An 18408-nucleotide genomic window follows, 5' to 3' on the forward strand; every position below is an offset into this window, starting at 1 on the left:
CCTAGCTCCTGACTCGCGGCACGAAGAAGAAGTCGCCCACTTCGTGCCCCGCGCCCTTGATCGACTTGAACTCGGGCACCTGCACGAACTTGTTCTTCTGTGCGGCAATCTCGACGCGCTTGCGGATCCGGCTGAACAGCTCGGGGCTGGAGAGAATGCCCTGGTTGTTTTCCAGCTCATCGAGGAACGCGCGCGCGAACACGGAGTTGCCGCCACTACCTTCATCGAGCACCGGTTTATCGCCGCCGGAGGACAGCAGCAGCCGAGCCCGTTTCGGCAGCTTGAATTTGATGTAGTCCTTCGAGTAAGTGACCTTGTCGTTCAGGAACAGATAGCTCGGATCCGTTGACAACAAACCCGCGTAGCACGAGTCGGCGACCACGAGCACGCGCTTCGCGGGCAAGCGGCCGAGATGACCGGTGATCTGCTCGTTCGGCACCCAGAACGTATCTTTGGGCGGCGCGTCCGCGTTCACCGGCAGCCAATAGCCCGCTTCGCTCTTGCCACTCTGCAAACGCGCGCCGTGGCCTGCGTAGTAAATGAGCAGATTGTCTTCCGGCTTGAGTACGGCATTGAGATCGTTGATGGCCTTCAACATCGTAATGTCGTTGGCGTCTTCGAGAATGGAGACGGTGAAGCCGTAACGATCGGCAAGGATGCGGGCGGCACGGGCGGCGTCGTACTTCGGAGTTTCCAGACTCTCGATGCTTTGATAGTTCTGATTGCCGATGACGATGGCGTAATAGCGCCCGAAGTTCATGCCCTGGAGCGTGCGCTCGTCAGCGGTGGGCGGCAGCTGGGCCAACTCGGTCGTGCCCTGCGGAGTCCGAGTCTTCGGGATGCCGGCCAGACGCTCGGTGCTCTTGCGACGCTCCTGCTCGAGCTGCGCGATCCAGCGCTTCAGCGCTTCGATTTCCTTGCTGCTGTTGTCGGCGGTCTGCTCGACGGCCGGCTGCTTCGCGAGCTGCTCCTGCAAGTCCTTCAGTTGTTTCTGCAGCAGGCCAAGCTGCGCATCTTTTTCCGCGATGGCGGCATCGAGTTCTTTACGCAACTCTTCCTGCTCGCGCTGCGCGGCCGACGTGAAGATGATGCTGTCTTCCGGCACACCCCACGCCTGCCGATACAGGTTCAATGCTTTGAGCCCATCCTGCGGCACACCCAGACCCTGCTCGTACATCGTGCCCAGATTGAACAACGCACGAGCGTAGTTCTTGTCCGCAGCCTTCTGATACCACTTGGCCGCCGCTTCATAGTCCGGCGTCACGCCCATACCGCGCTCGTAGATCTCACCGACATTGGTCTGGGCTTCGACATCGCCCGACTCCGCCGCCTGCATCCAGATGCGCAGCGCCGACTGCAGGTCGGCCCGATCGTAGGCGACGTACTCGCCGCCGCGAATCGAACATTCCGATGCGGTGGTCCGAATCGGTCGTCGCTGCGACAGGAAGCTGCTGTTGCCGAGCTGGCGCACCTGTCCCGGCAACAAGCAGTCGACGATCTCCAGATCGGAGCGCTTCACCATGCCCTTGGTCGCGGCAGCGCCGGGCGCCGCCGCTGAGGCGATAACGAACAAGCTCGGTGCGAGCAGCGCCGCGATTCGACCCAGAGTCTTCGGCAGATGAAGCGTTTTCATAGTGTTAGAAGCTGCGCTGGAAGCGCAGACCCATGCTCACGTCCTGGAAGTTGATGAACTCGAAGCTCTCCAGCCGCTGATACTCGACATATCCGGAAATGCCGTGGATGAACTGCGCCGAGAGGCCCGTGGCCAGGCGCCAGTACGATTCATCCGGGTTGTCTGTTTCCACGAGGATGGGCGGCGTGCTGGTCGCATTCGGATCGGCAGCGAAGCGCACACCGAACACATCGGCATCGTCCTTGAACTCACGCACGTAATCGACGCGAAGGTGTGGCAGCAGCACGCCCCAGCTCAGGTTCCACGCGTAAGTGACGCGGAAGCCCAAGTTGCCGGTAAACGATTGGAAGGTCTGCTCGTCGTAAATCAGATTCAAGCCGCCAGCCCCGCGCTCGGTGAAGCCGTCGATCGTCGCGTCGATGTAGAACAGACCCACTGTCGGCGACAACGTGAGCCCGCCGACCAGGAAATCGTAACCGCCCGACAGGCCGGCGCTGTACGTCATGCCATCGGTGTCGCCATGTGCGTCGACGTTCACCAGCCCGGCGCCGTCCACATAAGTGATGTTCCGATCGGCGCCGTAGTCGGCGTTGGCGACGTTGACGATGGCGTCGAAGTAGAAATTTTTCGCCGCGTAGGTGGAACCATAGAGCGAGATGGCCCAGGTGTCCGTATCGAGGCCACCTTCATCCCGTGGATTGAATTCGATGCTCGACTGGCCGTACGCGAGCGACACGCCACCGACCCACTTATCGTTGAAGCGGTAGTCCAGACCGCCGACCAACGCCCACTGATCGGCATCGAAGGCCGGGCTGCTGTTGCTGCGGTCCTTGTCGCCGAAGCTGTAATTGCCACGCGCCCACATGCCCCACTTGTCGCTGAGCAAGCCGCCGGGCTCGTCGGCGCTGGCGCCGCCGCCCAACAGGCCCTTCACCATGTCTTGCAGCTGAGCCAGCGGCACGGACTTGCCATCGACGATGATGTTGAGGCCCGCCAGGCTGAGTCCCTTTGCGCCGCCACGCAGCGCCATCAACCGATCCATGACGCTGGCGTATTGAGTATTCGCGAACAGCAGCGTCTGCGTGCGCGCGACGGCGAAATCGTCGGCGACCATTTCGTCCAGCGCATCGATCTGATTGGCCGTGGTGTTGTTGACCTGCAGACCGTTGCAACGGATCAGCAGATCCTGTTGATCGGCGGTGAGCCCGGACAGATCGCGCAACTGATTGCAGATGCGGTCCAACGCCAGCGCGACGCGGCGCTGATTCGGCGACAGGTTGGGAATATCCGCGAGCGTAGTGATCACCGGACCGGCGGCCACGGTGATGATCACCGTATCCGACGCTTGCAGACCGGAATTGTCCGTCACCAGCAATTGGATGAGGTTCTCGCCGTTCGGCAAGCGCGTCTGCAGTGTCGGCGCGCTGCTCGTGCCGAGCAGTGTTTCAGTCTCGCCGTCAGTGATGCGAGACCAGCGATAGGTCACGATCTGACCGTCGGTATCAGTGGACAGGCTCGCGTCCAGCGTCACATCTTCGCCATCTTCGCGGTCAGTATCGGCAACGCTGCGATCCGAGCCCGCGTTCGCGGCGGGGCCGGTTGCGTTGCCGACAGTGATCGTGACTTCGGCGGAGCCGGTCTCATCATTGGCATCGGTAATTTCAACGCGAACCACCGAGACTCCATCGGGCAACGCGATGGCCGGTTCCTGCAATGTCGACACCGGTGTTTGATCGTTGCCGACGAACCATGCAAAGGTCAGCAACTCGCCCTCTGGGTCGGTGGCGCTTGCAGTAAGCCTGACCGTCTCGCCCGGCGCGCCGTCGGTATCGCTCACTGTCTGATTGCCGCCGTTGATGCTCGCGACCGGTGCTTGGTTCAAATCCGCGCAGCTGTCCTCGTGAGTCTCGTTGCCCGGAATCACGATGCCCGGACCCGGGGCGTTGATGATGGTGATGCCGGGAGGCACGGTCGAGCCACTTTCACCCTGCTGGTTCGTTGCCTGAATCGGCACGAACAAAGTGTCGCCAGGGGTGGGCGTGTAGCCAAGGCTGCCGCTGGCGATTACGACACAGACACCGCCCGCGTCATTGGGATCGTAGACGTCGATACTCAGATCGGTTCCCGTCGTGACGCCACCATTCGTGACCCACACGACGCCTTGGCCCAGGTCCGTAATATCGATGAGGGGCGAGCCGCTGAGCGCACCCGCCGTTCGCAGATTGATGGCGACGCTCTGATTGGGCGCCGGAATCGGAATATTGACCTGACTGCTGAAACTCGGCGGAATGGCCTGCGCCAGCGGCGCCAGTGCGAGCAGCGCCACGCCGCTCATCCATGTTGCCCACGTCCGTCCGGCTGCTCTGAGCGCCGCTACCTTCATTGCAAGCTCTCCCTTGATTTTTATGAGCTGGCTCGCCAATCGCCACACTTCCGCGGCACGTAGTTATCCGTCACTCTCGCTCGACTGCAACGGGCCATAAGTGCAGGCGCGCACGCCTATGGCGGGGCGAACTGTGCCGCCGGTGGTTGACTTCCGTTGTGACGCAGGTCGCAATCGCATCTCATGAACGTCAGGGTTGCCCTTAATGCCATGTTCGCCGTGCTGCTCCTTGGCGGCTGCACTTCTGCCGGGCAGCGCCTGGATCAGCGTGCCCGAGAGGCGGGGCTCGAGATCGTTCATGTTACGGCCGGTGAGTTTCCCAGCATCGTCTATCTGAAACGCGGCGCCGCTGCCGATCATGCCAATCGGCCGTTGACGATATTCCTGGAGAGCGACGGCATTCCCTGGCTCGGCCGCAGGCCCAGCGACGATCCCACCACGCGTCGGCCGGTTGCGTTGGAAATGTTGATGCGCTCGGCGGCGCCCGCCGCTTATGTCACTCGCCCGTGTTACAACGGCCTTCGCTCAGACAAATGTAACGTCGAGCTCTGGACCGGCGCGCGTTACTCATCCGAAGTCGTCGACAGCATGGTGGCGACAGTGCGAGAAGCGCAGCGTCGGATCGGCGCCGAGCGCGTGGCGTTGGTCGGTTACAGTGGTGGCGGCTCGCTCGCTGTGTTGATCGCTGAGCGGCTGGAGAATGTTGTTTCTGTCGTTACCGTCGCTGCCAATCTGGACACGGACGCCTGGACCGGGCACCACCAGTATCTGCGACTGTCGCAATCATTGAATCCAGCGCTGAGCGACAAGCCGCATCCCTGGCCCGAGTTACATTTGCGGGGCGCGAACGATCTGGTCGTGCCGCTCGCAACCACGGAACGATATTTCGCGCGTTACCCCCGGGCACAGCAACGAACCATCGAAGGATTCGATCATGTTTGCTGCTGGGTGCGCGACTGGCCGGCGATCAGCGTGACGCCCACGCCGTCCGGGCTTTGAGCGCCGTATCGGAGAAATCGGAAAATACGCCATCGATGCCGAGTTCGTAGAAGCGCCGGTATTCCTGCAATGGATCGTTGTTGTACTCCGGCGCCAGCGTCGCGGGTTCATTGCGGAATGTATACGTGTGCACGCGAAGGTCGGCTTGATGAGCCTGCTCGATCACCGACGTCGTGAGCAACTTCGGCTGCCCGACATCGCGCAGGATCTGACGTTTCCAGGGTCCGATCGCGTTCGCGTACTTCGCCACGTCGCCGAGACTCTTCGGCCCCTCCCCGCCGCGACGATCGCCGTAATCGGGAATGCTCACGCTCACCACTCGCTTGCCGCTGTCGTCATAGATGAGCGATCCCTCGTCCATCAGCTGCACGAGCGGCAACGGCGTCTTGGCGCGCAGGTATTGCAGATTCGCGCTCTCGAATGACTGGATGAAGATGGGCGTGCCTGCCTTGTTCAAGCCGCGTCGATTCAACGCATCGAGCAGCCGATCTTCCAGCGGCAGGTTCAGCTGCAGATGGAAGGCGGGATGCTTGGTCTCTGGATAGATGCCGATGCGTCGCCCACGCTTCGCCGATTCCTGCTCGACCAGATCGAGAATCTCTTCGAACGTCGGCACGGTGAATTTGCCGTCGAACTCCTTGGAGCGCGCCGGATTCGGCTGCACGGCACGGAGCTGCCGGATCTCCGCAAGCGTGAAGTCGCTGGCGAAGAATCCCGTGACTTCCTTGCCGTCGAGCGTCTTGGTGCTCCGGCGCGATGCAAATTCCGGTCGCGACTTCACATCGGTGGTGTCATCGAGCAGCGGCTCGTGTCGCGCGATCAGCTGACCATCGCGCGTCGCGACCAGGTCGGGCTCGACATAGTCGGCGCCGAACTCGATCGCCAACAAGTACGACGCGAGCGTGTGCTCGGGCCGATAGCCCGAGGCGCCGCGATGTGCGATCACTAGCGGCGGCTTGCCGTCCAATGTCGCCCATTTGTCCTGCACAGGAGACTGCGCTTGCGCCGGTCCGCTCATCATCGACACCATTGCGACCAAGAAACCAAAGCGAAGCAGGCGGTTCACGATCAGTCGACGAAGAAGTCCGGCTGGAACTGCTGGTTGCCGGGCGTGACCGCGTATTGATCGAGATCCTTCGTTCCGGCGCTCGCCAGCACCTCGTCGTCGATGAAGAAGTTGCCGGTGCAGCTGCGAGGATCGCGCGTCAGGATGACATGCGCCGCGTCCGCCATGATCTCCGGCTTGCGGCCTTTCTTCGGATCCGCCAGTGCGATGACATTCAACGCAGCCGTCGCGATGACCGTGCGAGGCCACAGCGCATTGACGCCGATGCCGTCGGCCCGAAACTCCTCGGCCATGCCGAGCACACACATGCTCATGCCGTACTTCGCCATCGTGTAAGCGACGTGCGGCCCGAACCAGCGCGGCTTCATGCTCAGCGGCGGCGACAGATTGAGGATGTGAGGCTGGCGCCCGGCCTTCGCCGATTCCTTCAGGTATGGCACGCACGCCTGCGAGCACACGAACGTGCCACGGACGTTGACGCCGAACATCAGATCGAAGCGTTTCATCGGCGTGTCGAGCGTGCCGCTCAGCGAGATGGCGCTGGCATTGTTCACCAGGATGTCGAGGCTGCCGAAATGGTCGGCGGTCTTCTTCACCGCTGCGGCGACCGCATTCTCGTCGCGAATATCGACCTGCATGGGCAACGCCTTGCCGCCCGCGGCTTCGATGGCCTCGGCGGCGGTGTGAATCGTGCCGGGCAATTTGGGATTGGGCTGATCGCTCTTGGCTGCGATCGCGATATTGGCGCCATCTTTCGCCGCCCGCACCGCAATCGCCAGGCCGATGCCGCGCGATGCGCCCGAGATGAAGAGTGTCTTGCCGCGAAGAGACATACGAAGCTCCGACCGGTTGGAGGACGCCTCATCATAGGCCCGATCCGCACAGCGAGCATAGGACTGACTTTTACGATCGTCTGCTCGGTCCTACTGTCGGGCAGTCACGGACCACGCAGCGTTATATAGTCGGCGAGCCAGACCACTCGGAAACGGAAGCGAAGGAGCTCGCATGCGTAGCTGGGCTTGGGCCGTAATCTTGTTTGTCCTGCAAGGGGGAATCGCGATGGCCGACACGACGGATGTGTGGGATCAGGTCGAGCACAAGTACGCCGACGCCACCGGCGTGAAAATCCACTATGCGGCATTGGGCCAGGGGCCGCTGGTCGTGATGATCCACGGCTTTCCGGACTTCTGGTACTCGTGGCGCAAACAAATGCGCGCGCTCGCCGACAACGGTTATCGAGCGGTGGCCGTCGATCTGCGCGGCTACAACCTTTCGGATAAACCCAAAGGCGTGGAGAACTACGCCATGCCTTTGTTGGTCGGCGATATTGCCGCGGTGGTCAAGGCCGAGCAGGTGGAGCGCGCCGTGATCGTCGGCCACGACTGGGGCGGCTCGGTCGCCTGGAACGTGGCCATGCGCAAGCCCGACATCACGCGGCTGTTGATCATCTGCAACCTGCCGCACCCCGCCGGCATCGCACGCGAGATCGCCACCAATCCGCAGCAGAAGAAAAACAGCGAGTACGCTTTCAACTTCCAGAAGCCGGAGGCGCACAAGGCGATCTCACTGGAGCGCCTCACCCAATGGGTAACCGATCCGGCCGCCCGCGAACGTTATCTGCAAGCATTCCAGCAATCGGACGTCGAGGCGATGCTCAACTACTACAAGGCCAATTACCCGAAGCCGGATGCTCCGCCGCCGCCGGCGAACTTCACGTTCCCGAAGGTGCAAGTGCCGGTGCTGATGTTCCACGGATTGGAGGATCAGGCGCTACTGCCGGGCGCGCTCAATGGCACGTGGCAATGGGTAGAGAAGGACTTGACCATCATGACCGTGCCTGGCGCGAGTCACTTCGTGCAACAGGATGCGCCGGAGCTGGTCAGCAACACGATGGTGGACTGGCTGTCACGCCGCAAGCAATGACCGCCGTTCGCGTCCGCTACTCTCCCGTGTCGGCCACGGGAGAGCAGCTCGCGATTTTTCTAATTAGCGAATGGTCTTCGACGCGGTGTTCGAATTAGCGCTTTCGCCGCCAGTCGAAGAGTACGCGCGCACCGCGAAGTACCACGTTCCCGCCGACAGATCCGGCACCACGTAGCGTGTCACACCCGCATTCGCCACTTGGATGGTGCGATTCAGACTGCTCGAGCTGGTGCCGTAATAGATGCGGTAACCCGCGAGGTTGGTCAGCGTCGTGCCGTTGGTGTTGCTGGTCGGGGGCGTCCAGCTCAGCGTGGCCGAGCCCGTGCTGCTGCCAGCGGCGTTCACGGCGATGCTGAAGGACGGCAGCGAAGTGCGATTGGTGCCGTCGCTCGCGCTGATCGCGATGCCCGAATAAGTGCCCACTTGCGAAGCGGTCGGCGTGCCGGTGAGCGCGCCCGAGGCGGTGCTGAACGTTGCCCAGGCCGGACGATTCGTGATCGACCACGTGAGCGTGCGGCCCTCGGGATCCGAGCCGGTCGGCCGGAACGCGTATGCGTTACCCGCAGTCACGGAGCTCGGCGGCGTGCCGCTCAACACCGGCGGACGATTGGTCGTGCCGCCGCTGGTGCCACTCTTGTATGTCGTGATCGAGAACGCCGGCAGAGTCGCGGTACCCGTCGCGCTTCTGACCGTGATACGGATGTTCGACCAGGTGCCCGGTGTCGCGGGCGTCACGCCTTCGATCTTTCCGGAGTACACCGAGAACTGCGCCCACGAAGGCTTGTTGACGATGGAATAACGCAGCCTCCGCTGCTCGACGGCCGGATCGCGCGCCGTCGGCGCCCAGCTGTACCAGGAGTTCACACCAAACGTCGTTTTCGGCGTGCCGGAGATCGTCGGCGTCGCCTGAGCGATGCCGCTCAGCAAGGACAACGCGCAGACCAGGGCAAAAAATAGTGCGGACACGCCCAGAGTGGGCGTGCACTTGAAAGAAGTGCGCATGGACGATCCTCGCGGGTATGACACGGGAGCCGCGTCGCTTACGCATGCGAAACGGCGCTCACCCAGGTCCGCGATCTATCGTTCTGCCTGACTCATCCTGGTCGGCCACCGCATGCATTGAGGCTTGTCGGTGTGACGAAGTGTCGCTCGTGGGTGCGCGCAGTTAACGAAAAGAAATTCGTTTGCGCAAAATGTCGTAACGCTCAGACATGTCTGCGAATGCATTCACTGCGCTTGAATTACAAACATCGGACAAAGCGCGCTCGTGAAAAAGCTACGAGGCGGGTTTTATTTCGCGGCGAAATTCGCAGTGCGCGATTTGCAATGAGCGGATCGCAGCAAAAACATTTGGGTGATTTCGCTTACGTGAAACACCGACGGTTCACTCGCTCAGCGGCGAGCTGCCGCGCAAATTAGCGCGGCATATCGGGACAAACGGTTGGCACCGTCGCGACCACGAACGACTGCACTCTGTCCTGTCCTGCCAGCTGCAATCGCAGCTCGTTTTCGTTCGGCATCGACAGGGTCGCTTCGATGGGAATGGCATCCTCGATCCAGCGAATGCGATCGCCTTCCGCGCCCCATTTGGAAACGCGATAGGTCTCGAAGCACGAGTCCATCAACAGCGTGCGATCCGGCAGGAAGATCATCAATGTGCCGCGCGAGTGACCCGGCGTCGTCGACACCCAGATTCTGCCGATGAAACGCGGATCCGACGGCTGGCCCAGCTCATCGGTGCCCGGCGACTGCTCCGCCGGCGCTGGCGGCGGAGCTGCCGTCTGGGCGACAGGCTGTTCCTTGCTGCAAGCGCCAGCTCCCAACAAGGCCACGGTTATCAACACGGCGGTGCGAATGGATGATTGTTTGTACATAGAAGTCTTACCCAGAGCGAACCTCCGCCATATTACTCAACCGATGCAACGGCGGTAGTCGTAGGCGACTGGAACTGGCCGAAGGGCGACTCATTTAGCGGTATGAGCGCCCTGCACCGCTATCTCGACCTCAACGGACTGAAAATCTTCTATCGGGAAGCGGGCCGGCGCGACGCGCCGCTGCTGCTGTTACCCCACGGCTACCCGTGTTCCTCGTTTCAGTATCGTCGCTTGCTGCCTGCGCTGGCTGACCGCTGGCGCCTGATCGCGCCGGACTATCCCGGGTTCGGATACAGCGATACGCCGGACCCCGACGACTTCGATTACGGGTTCGGGGCATATGCGTCGTTCCTGGAGCAATTCGCGAGCGCACTCGGCCTGGACCGTTACGCCCTCTATTTACACGACTACGGTTCGTGGATCGGTTTGCGGCTGGCGATGCGCGCCCCGCAGCGAGTCGCGGCTCTGATCATCCAGAATGGCGACATCTATCAGGATGCGATGGGCCCGAAGTACGCCGCGATCAAGCGCTATTGGGATGATCCGTCGCCGCAGCATCATGCCGTGCTGGAAGAGGCCGTCGGCGAACACGGCTTTCGCGATGAGTTCATTGGCGAGACCGACGAGCGGCACGCCGAGCTCGTGCCGCCCGATCTGTGGAAGCTGCATTGGCCGCTCATGAACACACCGGTCCGACGCCGGCTATCCGTGCAGTTGATGGAGGCCATCAAGGCAAATGTCGTCGAGTGGTTTCCACGCTATCAGCAGTACCTGCGCGAGCATCGTCCGCCGACGTTGATCGTCTGGGGGCCGCGCGACGGTTACATGCCGGAAGGTTCGGCCCGTGCCTATCTGCGTGATCTGCCTGACGCGGAGCTGCACCTCACGGATGGCGGCCACTGGCTGCTCGAGTCTCACTTCGAGACCGTGCTGCCGCTGATCCGTGACTTCCTCGGTCGCGTGCACGCCGCTCGAAGCTAGGGCCGGAGCGGCATCAGGTTCGACGACCCTTCCACGAAATACGTGCCGTTGCTGTTTGGGTCGGTCTTGCGTTGAGCGCGCATCAGGCGGTACTGCGCTTCCTGCATTTTCAACTGAGCTTCCTGCTGCTGCTCGATCGCCTCGCGCTGCTCGAACGACAGATAGGGGGACAGCGCGTCGAGCGTGCGTTGATTGCGCTTGCGTTGCGCTTCGATGTGACGCTCCATGGTGCTGTCATCGAAGTTGTTGCTGGTCACTACGCGCGCCGCCAGCGCGGGGGCGGCGCCGCGACTCACGGCTGCCGCATATTCAGGCGCCTCGGCCGTAAGCGCCTGCGTCTGTGCCTGCGCCAGTGCCTTGAGCATGGGCTTGCTCAACTCTTCATTGAGCGGCATCCCGCTCGACGCCAGCGTGCTGCGCAAGTTCTCCAGCTCGAAACGCACGCCCATGGTGGATTGATATTCCTTCCACGCCTGCAGTTTGTCCTGACCGAAGCGCGCCGCCATCTCTGCTTCGCTCTTGCGCTGATTTTCCGCAGCCTGCGTCGCGATCTTGCGCTGGCGCTCCTGCATCGCCGCCTGATCGGTGGGATCGACACCTTCCATGTCCCACATCGGCTGCATCTGCTCGTTCGACCGCATCTGCTGATCGGCGAGCAGGTCGAAGAACTCCTCGGCCTGTTGAGAATCCAGACCCAGCTCTTGAATCACGCCTGGATACTGGCGAGCGAAGTTGCCTCGCGTCTGTACACGCATGGCCTCGCGATACTCGGGATCCTGCATCAACTGCCGCTGACGCTCGCGATGCTCGCGATAAATGCGCATGCGGTCCTCGCGATTGGGCGGACTCGAGGGCATCAACTGACCGTTCGCGGTGACGACGCCGACCTTCTTCGGGGGTTCTTTGGGCGGCGTGCCGATGACTTCGCTCGGCTGCGGAGCGATGACTTCGGGCGGTGGAGTGTTTTCGCGCGGGAGCGGCGCAGGCTCGCGTTGCTGCTGCTCTTGCAACGTTGCGACCTGCGCTTGCAGATCCGCGATAGTGGCCTCGCCTTCCTTCAGCTGCTTCACCAGATGCAGGCTCAACAAGCCGAGGCCCACGGATGAGGCCACCGATATCAATACGACTTTGCTCATGACGACACTCCTGTCTTCAATGACGCTCGCCGATCAATTCGCCGCGGCCTCCTGCTTGGCAATCGCCTGGCGCAACTCGCGCAGCTTTTCCTTCACTATGGCCGCATTGGCGCTGCCCATGCGTATCAGCAATTTCTGTCCGGAGGAAAGCTCTTCGAGCTGCGCATCGGCGAACACGAAATTGACGCTCGGCCGCTTCAGCTTGATTGGGCCCGGCACATCCGGCGTCGCCAGCAGATGATCGATCACCTCGACCAGCCGATCGTTGAAATAGCCGTCGGGATAGCCGAGCGACACATACGCTTCCTGGAACAGCGGGTAGTACTGTTTGTACAGCGTCGCGATCTGCGCCGTGTCGGTGTTCATCAGGATCTTGATCACCGGCTCGTAGCGCGCGTAGTTGCCTGGACCGAGCGTGAGCTCCTCGCCCTCGCCCGTGGCGATCAACTCGCCGCCAATGGGCTTCACCGGCCACATCTGCACCGCCGTCTTCTTGCGAGGCATGTTGTCGATGGTCACGACCGTGTGCCGGATGATGTTCTTCGGCACCAGGAATGGATCGAGCGTGCGACCGAACACACCGCCTAACGATTCTTGCAACGAAGGATCGCTGTCAGCGAGCGGCGGGAGCGGTTTCGGCGGCGGCGTTTCCCCCAGTGGATTGCGCACCGGGGGCTCCGTCGACGCCGGCGGGGCCTCGGGCACGCTCACCGCGGGCGTCTGCTTGGCCTGCTCAGCCTGCCGATGCGAACGCCCGTAGTACAACGCTGCCCCGATGGCCACCGCGACCACGGCGGGAATCGCCCAGTACAACCATTTCTTTTGTTCGTCTTCCACGAGTGGCTCCTCGCCGCCGTCACCGTTGAGTCAGTTCGCTGACTGCGTCATTGCGGCTTCTGAAACTTCAGCAGAAAGTTGTCGGCCTCGCCGATCGCCTGGTACTTGGCGCGATCGGTATCGCCCAGGGCCAGCGTCGGCGGCAGGGTCCACACGCCCTTCGGATGGTCCTTCGTGTCCTTGGGATTGTTCAGCAGGTCGGATTTGCCGGCCAGCTTGAAGCCCGCCTTCTCGGCGAGCGCGATCGTGTAGTCCTCGCGCACATACCCGTTGGCGGCCTTCGGATCCTGCGGCTTGTCCGTGGCCGCGCGATGCTCCTCGACGACCAGGATGCCGCCCGGCTTGAGCGTCTTGTAGAACGACGCGAACGCCTGCTCGGCCGTGCCCTGGCCCATCCAGTTATGCACGTTGCGGGCAGTGAACACCACGTCGGCCGAACCCGCCGGCGCGGGCTCGAACTTACCGCCGCCGAAATCGCCGATCTTCACGTTGCCGTAGCGCGCCTTGTCGCTGTCGAGCTTTTTCTGCCACGTATCGGCAGAGGCCGCGGCCCGCTCGCTGGCGGCACGCGGCGTGATGGCCGTGTAATAAGTGCCCTTGTCATGCAGGTACGGCGCCAGGATCTCGGTCCAATAGCCGCCGCCCGGGGAAACTTCGACCACTGTCATGGTGGGCTTCACGCCGATGAACTCGAGCACTTGTTCCGGTTTGCGAGCCTGATCGCGCGCCACGAAATTCGGCGAACGGTGCTCGGACGCGACTGCCTTGGCCAGAGCCTCATCCTTGGCGAAGGCTCCCGTCAGCGGCAGCGCGCAGGCAACGGCGGCGACGGTGGCGAGTAACGGCGATGAACGCATGACGTAACTCCAGGGGGTCGTTGGGATAGTTGTTGGATTGCGAATGTAACAGACCGCCAGGGGCGCACACAGGTTCCCGGGCTTGGGCAGGGAGCCCTGATACCATTGCCGCCCGTGATCGTTCACCCCGGGAAATCGATGTCGGCGATTCATAAGAGCTTGCGCAGTCTGGCGGCATTGGGCCTGGCTTCATGGATCTTTTGCAGCGCATTCCAGGCTCACGCCGCGGGCTTGAAGCTCGAAGATTGCCGGCTGCAGAGTGAGATCGCCGGCGGCGGCGTGGCAGCTCGGTGTGGGTGGCTGTCGGTGCCGGAGAATCGCGAGCAGCCGTCGGGCAAGCAGATCCGGCTGCATGTCGCGGTCGTTCGCTCGCTGCGTACCGAGGCCGCGGGCGATCCGCTGTTCGTGCTGAGCGGCGGGCCCGGCCAAGCCGCGAGCGACTTCTATATCTCCATCGCTCCGGCGCTGGCGCGAATCCGGCGCGATCGGGACATCGTGATCGTCGATCAGCGCGGCACCGGACGATCGAATCGTCTCGACTGCGCGTTTCCCGACGAGAGCGATATCAGCTTCAGCGATCCGCAGCAGCTGCGCGAGCTGACGCGTTCGTGTCTCGCGAAGTTGCCGGGCGATCCCCGCTACTACACGACCAGCGTCGCTGTGCGCGATCTCGACGATGTTCGCGCGGCGCTCGGTTATCAAAGGCTCGATTTGTATGGCGTGTCGTACGGCACGCGAGTGGCGCAACACTACATGCGGCGTTATCCGCAACGGGTGCGCGTGGCCATTCTCGATGGCGTCGTGCCGCCGCAGTTGCCGCTGGGACCGGATGTCGCACTCGATGCGCAAGCTGCCATCGACAAAGCCTTCGCCCGCTGCGATTCGAACGCGGCCTGCAAGCGTACCTTTCCAAACATCGCGGGCACCTTCGCGACGCTGCGCAATCGCGTGCTCGAGAAGCCGGTTTCACTCTCCATTCCGGATCCCCTGAGCGCTGAGCCGACGAACACGCAGCTTGGGGCGTCTGAGCTGAGCGCCGCCGTTCGACTGCTGAGCTATTCCGACGAGACGCTGTCGACGCTGCCGCTGCTCATTCACGAGGCCGAGACCGGGCAACCGGAAGGCTTGGCTGCGCAGTACCTGATGATCAAGCGAAGCCTGGACACGCAAATCGCCAACGGCATGCACTTCGCCGTGGTCTGCAGCGAGGACGCGCCGCGCTGGCATGAACATCCTGTTTCGGATGCCGATCTCGCCAAAACCTATATCGGCGAAACGTTCATGCAAGCAATGCGGACTATTTGCGAACAATGGCCGCGCGGCCCGGTCGATGAAGCATTCAGCAGTCCCTTGCAGAGCGCGATTCCGACGCTGGTGCTTTCCGGCGGCAACGATCCCGTGACTCCGGCGCGCTATGGCGAGCAAGTCGTGGCGGGATTGAAGAATGCCCGGCATCTGGTGCTCGATGGCCAGGGTCATGGACAGATCGCGGTCGGCTGCATGCCGCGCGTGGTCTCTGAATTCATCGCCACTGGCAATGCGCAATCGCTGGACGCCGATTGCTTGAAGAACGTCGCCCCCGCTCCCTTCCTGCTGTCACGCTCGGCGCCCGCTCCATGATTCAAGTCGACGGATTGAAAAAGCGCTTCGGCGCGGTGCAGGCGTTGCAGGATGTTTCGTTTTCGGCCGGCGACGGCAAGATCACCGGCTTGCTCGGTCACAACGGCGCCGGCAAGTCCACCACCCTGCGCATCCTGAGCACGGTCATTCGCGCCAACGAAGGCCGCGCGTTGATCGATGGGCACGATTGCAGCACTGATCCTTTGGCGGTGCGCCGCTCGCTCGGCGTGCTGCCCCACGCGAGCGGGCTGTATGCACATCTCAGCGGCCGGGAAAACATTCGTTACTACGGCGAGCTGCACGGATTGCGCGGCGCCGAACTGAATCGCTCTATCGACCGACTGGTCGAGCGCCTTGCCTTGGGTGCGGTCGCCGAACGGCGCGCCAAAGGTTACTCGCAAGGCGAGCGGCTCAAAGTCGGGCTGGCGCGTGCACTGATTCATCGACCGCAGACCATCATTCTCGATGAGCCGACCAACGGCCTCGACGTCAATGCCGTGCGCATGTTGCGTGAGCTGATTCGGGAGCTGCGCGACTCGGGGCGGTGTGTGCTGTTCTCCAGTCACGTCATGCAGGAAGTCGCTGCCCTGTGCGACGACATCGTGATCATCTCGCACGGCCGCGTGGTCGTGCGCGGTACGCCGGCGGAAATTCTCAAAGCGACCGGTGCTCCGGATCTGGAAGAAGCGTTCGTGCGCGCTGCCGATCAAGGCGAGGTGGCGTGATGGGCGCGATGTGGACTGTTTTCCGCAAGGAAGTGCTGGAGAACCTGCGCGACCGTCGCGTGATCGTATCGGCCTTCTTCTTTGGCGTGCTGCTCGCACCGGTGATCTTCGGCCTGACGACGACGATGGTGTCGAAACGCGCTGTCGCGAATCAGGACAAGCCGCTAAACCTGCCTATTGCCGGCGCGACGTACGCGCCCAATCTCGTGCAGTTCCTGCGCGAGAACGGCGTGAAGGTCGAGGATGTGGAGCTCACGAGCGACCAGGCGATGGACGCCGTGCGCTCGGGACAGCAGGACATGGTGCTGCTCATCGCCGAGGACTACGGCAAGGCGTTGCAGGCTGGAGAGTCGGCGCCGTTGTCGTTAGTCGTCGATACCTCCAACAGCAATACGTCGCCGAGTGCGGATCGCGCACGGCAGTTGCTCAGTGCGTATGGGCATCAGCTGGCGGTGTTGAGATTGATGGTTCGGGGCATCAATCCGACCGTGATCGAGCCGGTTGGTGTTCACACGCTGGACGTAGCTACGCCGGCGGGGCGGTCGCTGCTGATCCTCGGCATGATGACTTACTTCTGTTTCATGTCGATGCTGGTGGGCGGCTTCTACCTCGCGATCGACACCACCGCAGGCGAACGCGAGCGCGGCTCGCTCGAGCCGCTGCTGACTCTGCCGGTGAGTCGTTCGCAGTTGATCGTGGGCAAGATGCTGGCGACGTCGGCGTTCATGTCGGTCTCGCTGTTGCTGACGCTCGCGACGTTTGGCGTCGTGCTCACGTTCATTCCGCTGGAAGCGCTGGGGATGTCGGCCAACTTCGGGCCGCGCGTGATCCTGGCCATCTTCGCGATCATGATCACGTTCGTGCCGATGGGCGCAGGCCTGATGACCGTCGTCGCCTCGTTCACCCGAAGCAATCGCGAGGCGCAGTCATGGTTGTCGGTGGTGATGATGTTCCCGATCGCGCCCATCATGTTCGCGGTCGTGACCGGCACGAAGCCCAGCGCGGGCTTGATGGCGGTGCCGAGTTTGAATCAGCACCTGATTGCGACCAGCCTGATGCGCGGAGATTCGATCCCGGCGCTGCATGTTTTGATCTGCGCCGGGACGACGCTGGCGCTGGGGGCGTTGCTGGTCGGTGTCGCGATCAGGCTCTATCAGCGGGAGGCGATTCTGGGATGAGCGCACATCATCGCAAACTCACGCTGGCGTCTGCTGGTGCACCACCAACTGCCACGTTCGATCGTGCACATAAGTGCTGCTGATCAGTGCGACATACGGCTCGCTGCCCTTTCGCTGCGCCTTTGCTGTGTACACAAGCGCCGCCGCGTTGCTTGCAAGTGGAATTACAGTCGGGTTTTCGATCTGAAATGAATCCCAGGGCTGCGTACCGAGAGATTCAAGAATGCGCTCGCGCCCAGCGATACGCATGCCGCCGGGAAACAACATGACCGCATCCTCGCGCAGAACGGACGCATAGAACTTTTTGCCGGCATCGCCTGCCGTCGAGAGCGCGCGCCATCCCTGTTCCTCGAGGTCGATCAGTTCGTGCATATCATTCACTGGAAGTTCCTCCAACACGGACCTTGGCGCCGAGAACGATTGCGCCAACCGTAAATCATCGCGCCAGCGGACACCAGAACAAACGACACTCCGAGGAGACCCACGAAAATTCCGTCCCAAACGAAATGTCTCTGCAGTCTGAAGTGCGACGACCCTGGCGACGTCCAGATCTTCAGCTGTTTACCGCGCAACGCTTCGAACTGAGACTTTACTCCGAGCAGAGATCCCGATGCGCCGATCCATGTCTGAACCTCACGAGGCTCGCCATCGATCTTACCGGTAAGCACGACGAGCAACGAATAGCTGACCCCGCCCTCGTGGAACGACCTTTCATGCTCGGTGTATACATCGGCGATATACATCGTCTTTCTTTCCAGCTTCCAGAACACAGCGAGCTCGTCGGCCAACGATCGGCCGCCGATCCAAAGTATCGGCAGCCCAATGAGCAAGATCAGGAAAGCGGCAATCCCTTGATATAAATCAGAGCACGGATTTGGATTCGCCACCGGCGGCGTTCCGGGGCGGCCGCGGCGGGAAGCCAGCAGGAGAATGCGAATTCCGCCCGCGACGATAGCCGCGAAACCCATCCAAATGGCAATCAACGTCCAGTTGTGTTCCATAGGGCCTCTCGTCCTGACATCCTTGTTCTCTCTCGGAGTTTGGCGCCTTGTAGAGCGCCTCTCAGTTATTGTCGAGGCACGGCGTCTCTGTGCGCAGGGTCTCGTATAGCTCGCGAATGACGGGATTGCAGAGACGGCTCATCGAGTCCAGCGATAAGCCCAACGAATGAGTCCCAGGTGACGTCCGCTGTAATG

The 18408-nt window shown here is 62.1% G+C and carries 17 protein-coding genes; 6 read left to right on the forward strand and 11 right to left on the reverse strand.

All coding sequences use genetic code 11. The features are described from left to right. Position 1 precedes the first annotated feature (1 nt). Together GYH35_RS22630 and GYH35_RS22635 are read right to left on the reverse strand one after the other, a co-directional pair. Entirely contained in the window at positions 2-1633 is a 1632-nt protein-coding gene (locus tag GYH35_RS22630; protein ID WP_202624505.1) for a caspase family protein, read from the reverse strand. Positions 1634-1637: 4 nt separating this feature from the next. After that, positions 1638-4016, reverse strand: a complete 2379-nt coding sequence (locus tag GYH35_RS22635; RefSeq protein ID WP_161829555.1) for an autotransporter outer membrane beta-barrel domain-containing protein — start codon at positions 4014-4016, stop codon at positions 1638-1640. A gap of 183 nt (positions 4017-4199) precedes the next feature. Here GYH35_RS22635 and GYH35_RS22640 point away from each other — a divergent pair, with 183 nt between their 5' ends. After that, the gene (locus tag GYH35_RS22640; protein ID WP_161829556.1) at positions 4200-5015 is read left to right on the forward strand and encodes an alpha/beta fold hydrolase; all 816 of its coding nucleotides are present in this window, start codon (positions 4200-4202) and stop codon (positions 5013-5015) included. Here GYH35_RS22640 and GYH35_RS22645 read toward each other — a convergent pair. Beyond that, on the reverse strand, positions 4984-6081 hold the full coding sequence (locus tag GYH35_RS22645; protein ID WP_202624507.1) for a glycerophosphodiester phosphodiesterase: 1098 nt from the start codon (positions 6079-6081) through the stop codon (positions 4984-4986). The genes GYH35_RS22640 and GYH35_RS22645 overlap by 32 nt on opposite strands. A 2-nt stretch (positions 6082-6083) precedes the next feature. Beyond that, positions 6084-6914, reverse strand: a complete 831-nt coding sequence (locus GYH35_RS22650) for an SDR family oxidoreductase (protein ID WP_161829557.1) — start codon at positions 6912-6914, stop codon at positions 6084-6086. 172 nt (positions 6915-7086) lie between these two features. Here GYH35_RS22650 and GYH35_RS22655 point away from each other — a divergent pair, with 172 nt between their 5' ends. Further along, positions 7087-8004, forward strand: coding sequence for an alpha/beta fold hydrolase (locus tag GYH35_RS22655; protein ID WP_202624509.1), 918 nt, complete (start codon positions 7087-7089; stop codon positions 8002-8004). Positions 8005-8067: 63 nt separating this feature from the next. Here GYH35_RS22655 and GYH35_RS22660 read toward each other — a convergent pair whose 3' ends face one another. Continuing rightward, positions 8068-9006 (reverse strand): putative Ig domain-containing protein, encoded by a 939-nt coding sequence (locus GYH35_RS22660; protein ID WP_161810388.1) that lies wholly within the window; start codon positions 9004-9006, stop codon positions 8068-8070. Positions 9007-9419: 413 nt separating this feature from the next. Then, positions 9420-9878: a hypothetical protein gene (locus tag GYH35_RS22665; RefSeq protein ID WP_161810387.1), complete on the reverse strand. Its 459-nt coding sequence runs from the start codon at positions 9876-9878 to the stop codon at positions 9420-9422. Between the two features lie 102 nt (positions 9879-9980). Here GYH35_RS22665 and GYH35_RS22670 point away from each other — a divergent pair, with 102 nt between their 5' ends. Then, a complete protein-coding gene (locus tag GYH35_RS22670; RefSeq protein WP_161810386.1) occupies positions 9981-10859 on the forward strand; it encodes an alpha/beta fold hydrolase in 879 nt (292 codons plus the stop codon). Here GYH35_RS22670 and GYH35_RS22675 read toward each other — a convergent pair. From GYH35_RS22675 to GYH35_RS22685, 3 genes are read right to left on the reverse strand one after another with little or no spacing between them, the layout of a single operon-like run. Further along, entirely contained in the window at positions 10856-11995 is a 1140-nt protein-coding gene (locus tag GYH35_RS22675; RefSeq protein WP_161810385.1) for a hypothetical protein, read from the reverse strand. The two genes, GYH35_RS22670 and GYH35_RS22675, sit on opposite strands and share 4 nt — an antisense overlap. A 33-nt stretch (positions 11996-12028) precedes the next feature. Further along, a complete protein-coding gene (locus tag GYH35_RS22680) occupies positions 12029-12832 on the reverse strand; it encodes a DUF3014 domain-containing protein (RefSeq protein WP_161810384.1) in 804 nt (267 codons plus the stop codon). Between the two features lie 47 nt (positions 12833-12879). Next, the gene (locus GYH35_RS22685) at positions 12880-13689 is read right to left on the reverse strand and encodes a class I SAM-dependent methyltransferase (protein ID WP_161810383.1); all 810 of its coding nucleotides are present in this window, start codon (positions 13687-13689) and stop codon (positions 12880-12882) included. Positions 13690-13827: 138 nt separating this feature from the next. Here GYH35_RS22685 and GYH35_RS22690 point away from each other — a divergent pair, with 138 nt between their 5' ends. Genes GYH35_RS22690 through GYH35_RS22700 form a run of 3 tightly spaced genes read left to right on the forward strand, consistent with a single transcriptional unit; the run spans position 13828 to position 17212 of the window. Further along, complete coding sequence (locus tag GYH35_RS22690) at positions 13828-15309, forward strand: alpha/beta hydrolase (protein WP_161810382.1); 1482 nt, start codon at positions 13828-13830, stop codon at positions 15307-15309. Further along, positions 15306-16034 carry an ABC transporter ATP-binding protein gene (locus GYH35_RS22695; RefSeq protein WP_161810381.1) on the forward strand — a complete coding sequence of 243 codons (729 nt, stop codon included), beginning with the start codon at positions 15306-15308 and terminating at the stop codon, positions 16032-16034. Before GYH35_RS22690 ends, GYH35_RS22695 begins: the two co-directional genes overlap by 4 nt. 8 nt (positions 16035-16042) lie before the next feature. Further along, complete coding sequence (locus GYH35_RS22700) at positions 16043-17212, forward strand: ABC transporter permease (protein WP_161829558.1); 1170 nt, start codon at positions 16043-16045, stop codon at positions 17210-17212. A gap of 18 nt (positions 17213-17230) precedes the next feature. Here the strand turns inward: GYH35_RS22700 and GYH35_RS22705 are convergent, their stop codons facing one another. Both GYH35_RS22705 and GYH35_RS22710 read right to left on the reverse strand, forming a co-directional pair. Next, positions 17231-17584 carry a nuclear transport factor 2 family protein gene (locus GYH35_RS22705; protein ID WP_235936850.1) on the reverse strand — a complete coding sequence of 118 codons (354 nt, stop codon included), beginning with the start codon at positions 17582-17584 and terminating at the stop codon, positions 17231-17233. A 5-nt stretch (positions 17585-17589) separates the two neighbouring features. Then, positions 17590-18213 carry a hypothetical protein gene (locus GYH35_RS22710; RefSeq protein WP_161829560.1) on the reverse strand — a complete coding sequence of 208 codons (624 nt, stop codon included), beginning with the start codon at positions 18211-18213 and terminating at the stop codon, positions 17590-17592. Positions 18214-18408 lie beyond the last annotated feature (195 nt).

The organism is Steroidobacter agaridevorans (assembly GCF_009932555.1).
Lineage (GTDB): Bacteria > Pseudomonadota > Gammaproteobacteria > Steroidobacterales > Steroidobacteraceae > Steroidobacter > Steroidobacter agaridevorans.

Coding starts and splice junctions, on each gene's coding strand:
- GYH35_RS22635 (WP_161829555.1), bottom strand. CDS start 4,016: ATGAAGGTAGCGGCGCTCAGAGCAGCCGGACGGACGTGGGCAACATGG.
- GYH35_RS22630 (WP_202624505.1), bottom strand. CDS start 1,633: ATGAAAACGCTTCATCTGCCGAAGACTCTGGGTCGAATCGCGGCGCTG.
- GYH35_RS22700 (WP_161829558.1), top strand. CDS start 16,043: ATGTGGACTGTTTTCCGCAAGGAAGTGCTGGAGAACCTGCGCGACCGT.
- GYH35_RS22685 (WP_161810383.1), bottom strand. CDS start 13,689: ATGCGTTCATCGCCGTTACTCGCCACCGTCGCCGCCGTTGCCTGCGCG.
- GYH35_RS22710 (WP_161829560.1), bottom strand. CDS start 18,213: ATGGAACACAACTGGACGTTGATTGCCATTTGGATGGGTTTCGCGGCT.
- GYH35_RS22695 (WP_161810381.1), top strand. CDS start 15,306: ATGATTCAAGTCGACGGATTGAAAAAGCGCTTCGGCGCGGTGCAGGCG.
- GYH35_RS22670 (WP_161810386.1), top strand. CDS start 9,981: ATGAGCGCCCTGCACCGCTATCTCGACCTCAACGGACTGAAAATCTTC.
- GYH35_RS22655 (WP_202624509.1), top strand. CDS start 7,087: ATGCGTAGCTGGGCTTGGGCCGTAATCTTGTTTGTCCTGCAAGGGGGA.
- GYH35_RS22660 (WP_161810388.1), bottom strand. CDS start 9,006: ATGCGCACTTCTTTCAAGTGCACGCCCACTCTGGGCGTGTCCGCACTA.
- GYH35_RS22675 (WP_161810385.1), bottom strand. CDS start 11,995: ATGAGCAAAGTCGTATTGATATCGGTGGCCTCATCCGTGGGCCTCGGC.
- GYH35_RS22650 (WP_161829557.1), bottom strand. CDS start 6,914: ATGTCTCTTCGCGGCAAGACACTCTTCATCTCGGGCGCATCGCGCGGC.
- GYH35_RS22640 (WP_161829556.1), top strand. CDS start 4,200: ATGAACGTCAGGGTTGCCCTTAATGCCATGTTCGCCGTGCTGCTCCTT.
- GYH35_RS22690 (WP_161810382.1), top strand. CDS start 13,828: ATGTCGGCGATTCATAAGAGCTTGCGCAGTCTGGCGGCATTGGGCCTG.
- GYH35_RS22705 (WP_235936850.1), bottom strand. CDS start 17,584: ATGCACGAACTGATCGACCTCGAGGAACAGGGATGGCGCGCGCTCTCG.
- GYH35_RS22665 (WP_161810387.1), bottom strand. CDS start 9,878: ATGTACAAACAATCATCCATTCGCACCGCCGTGTTGATAACCGTGGCC.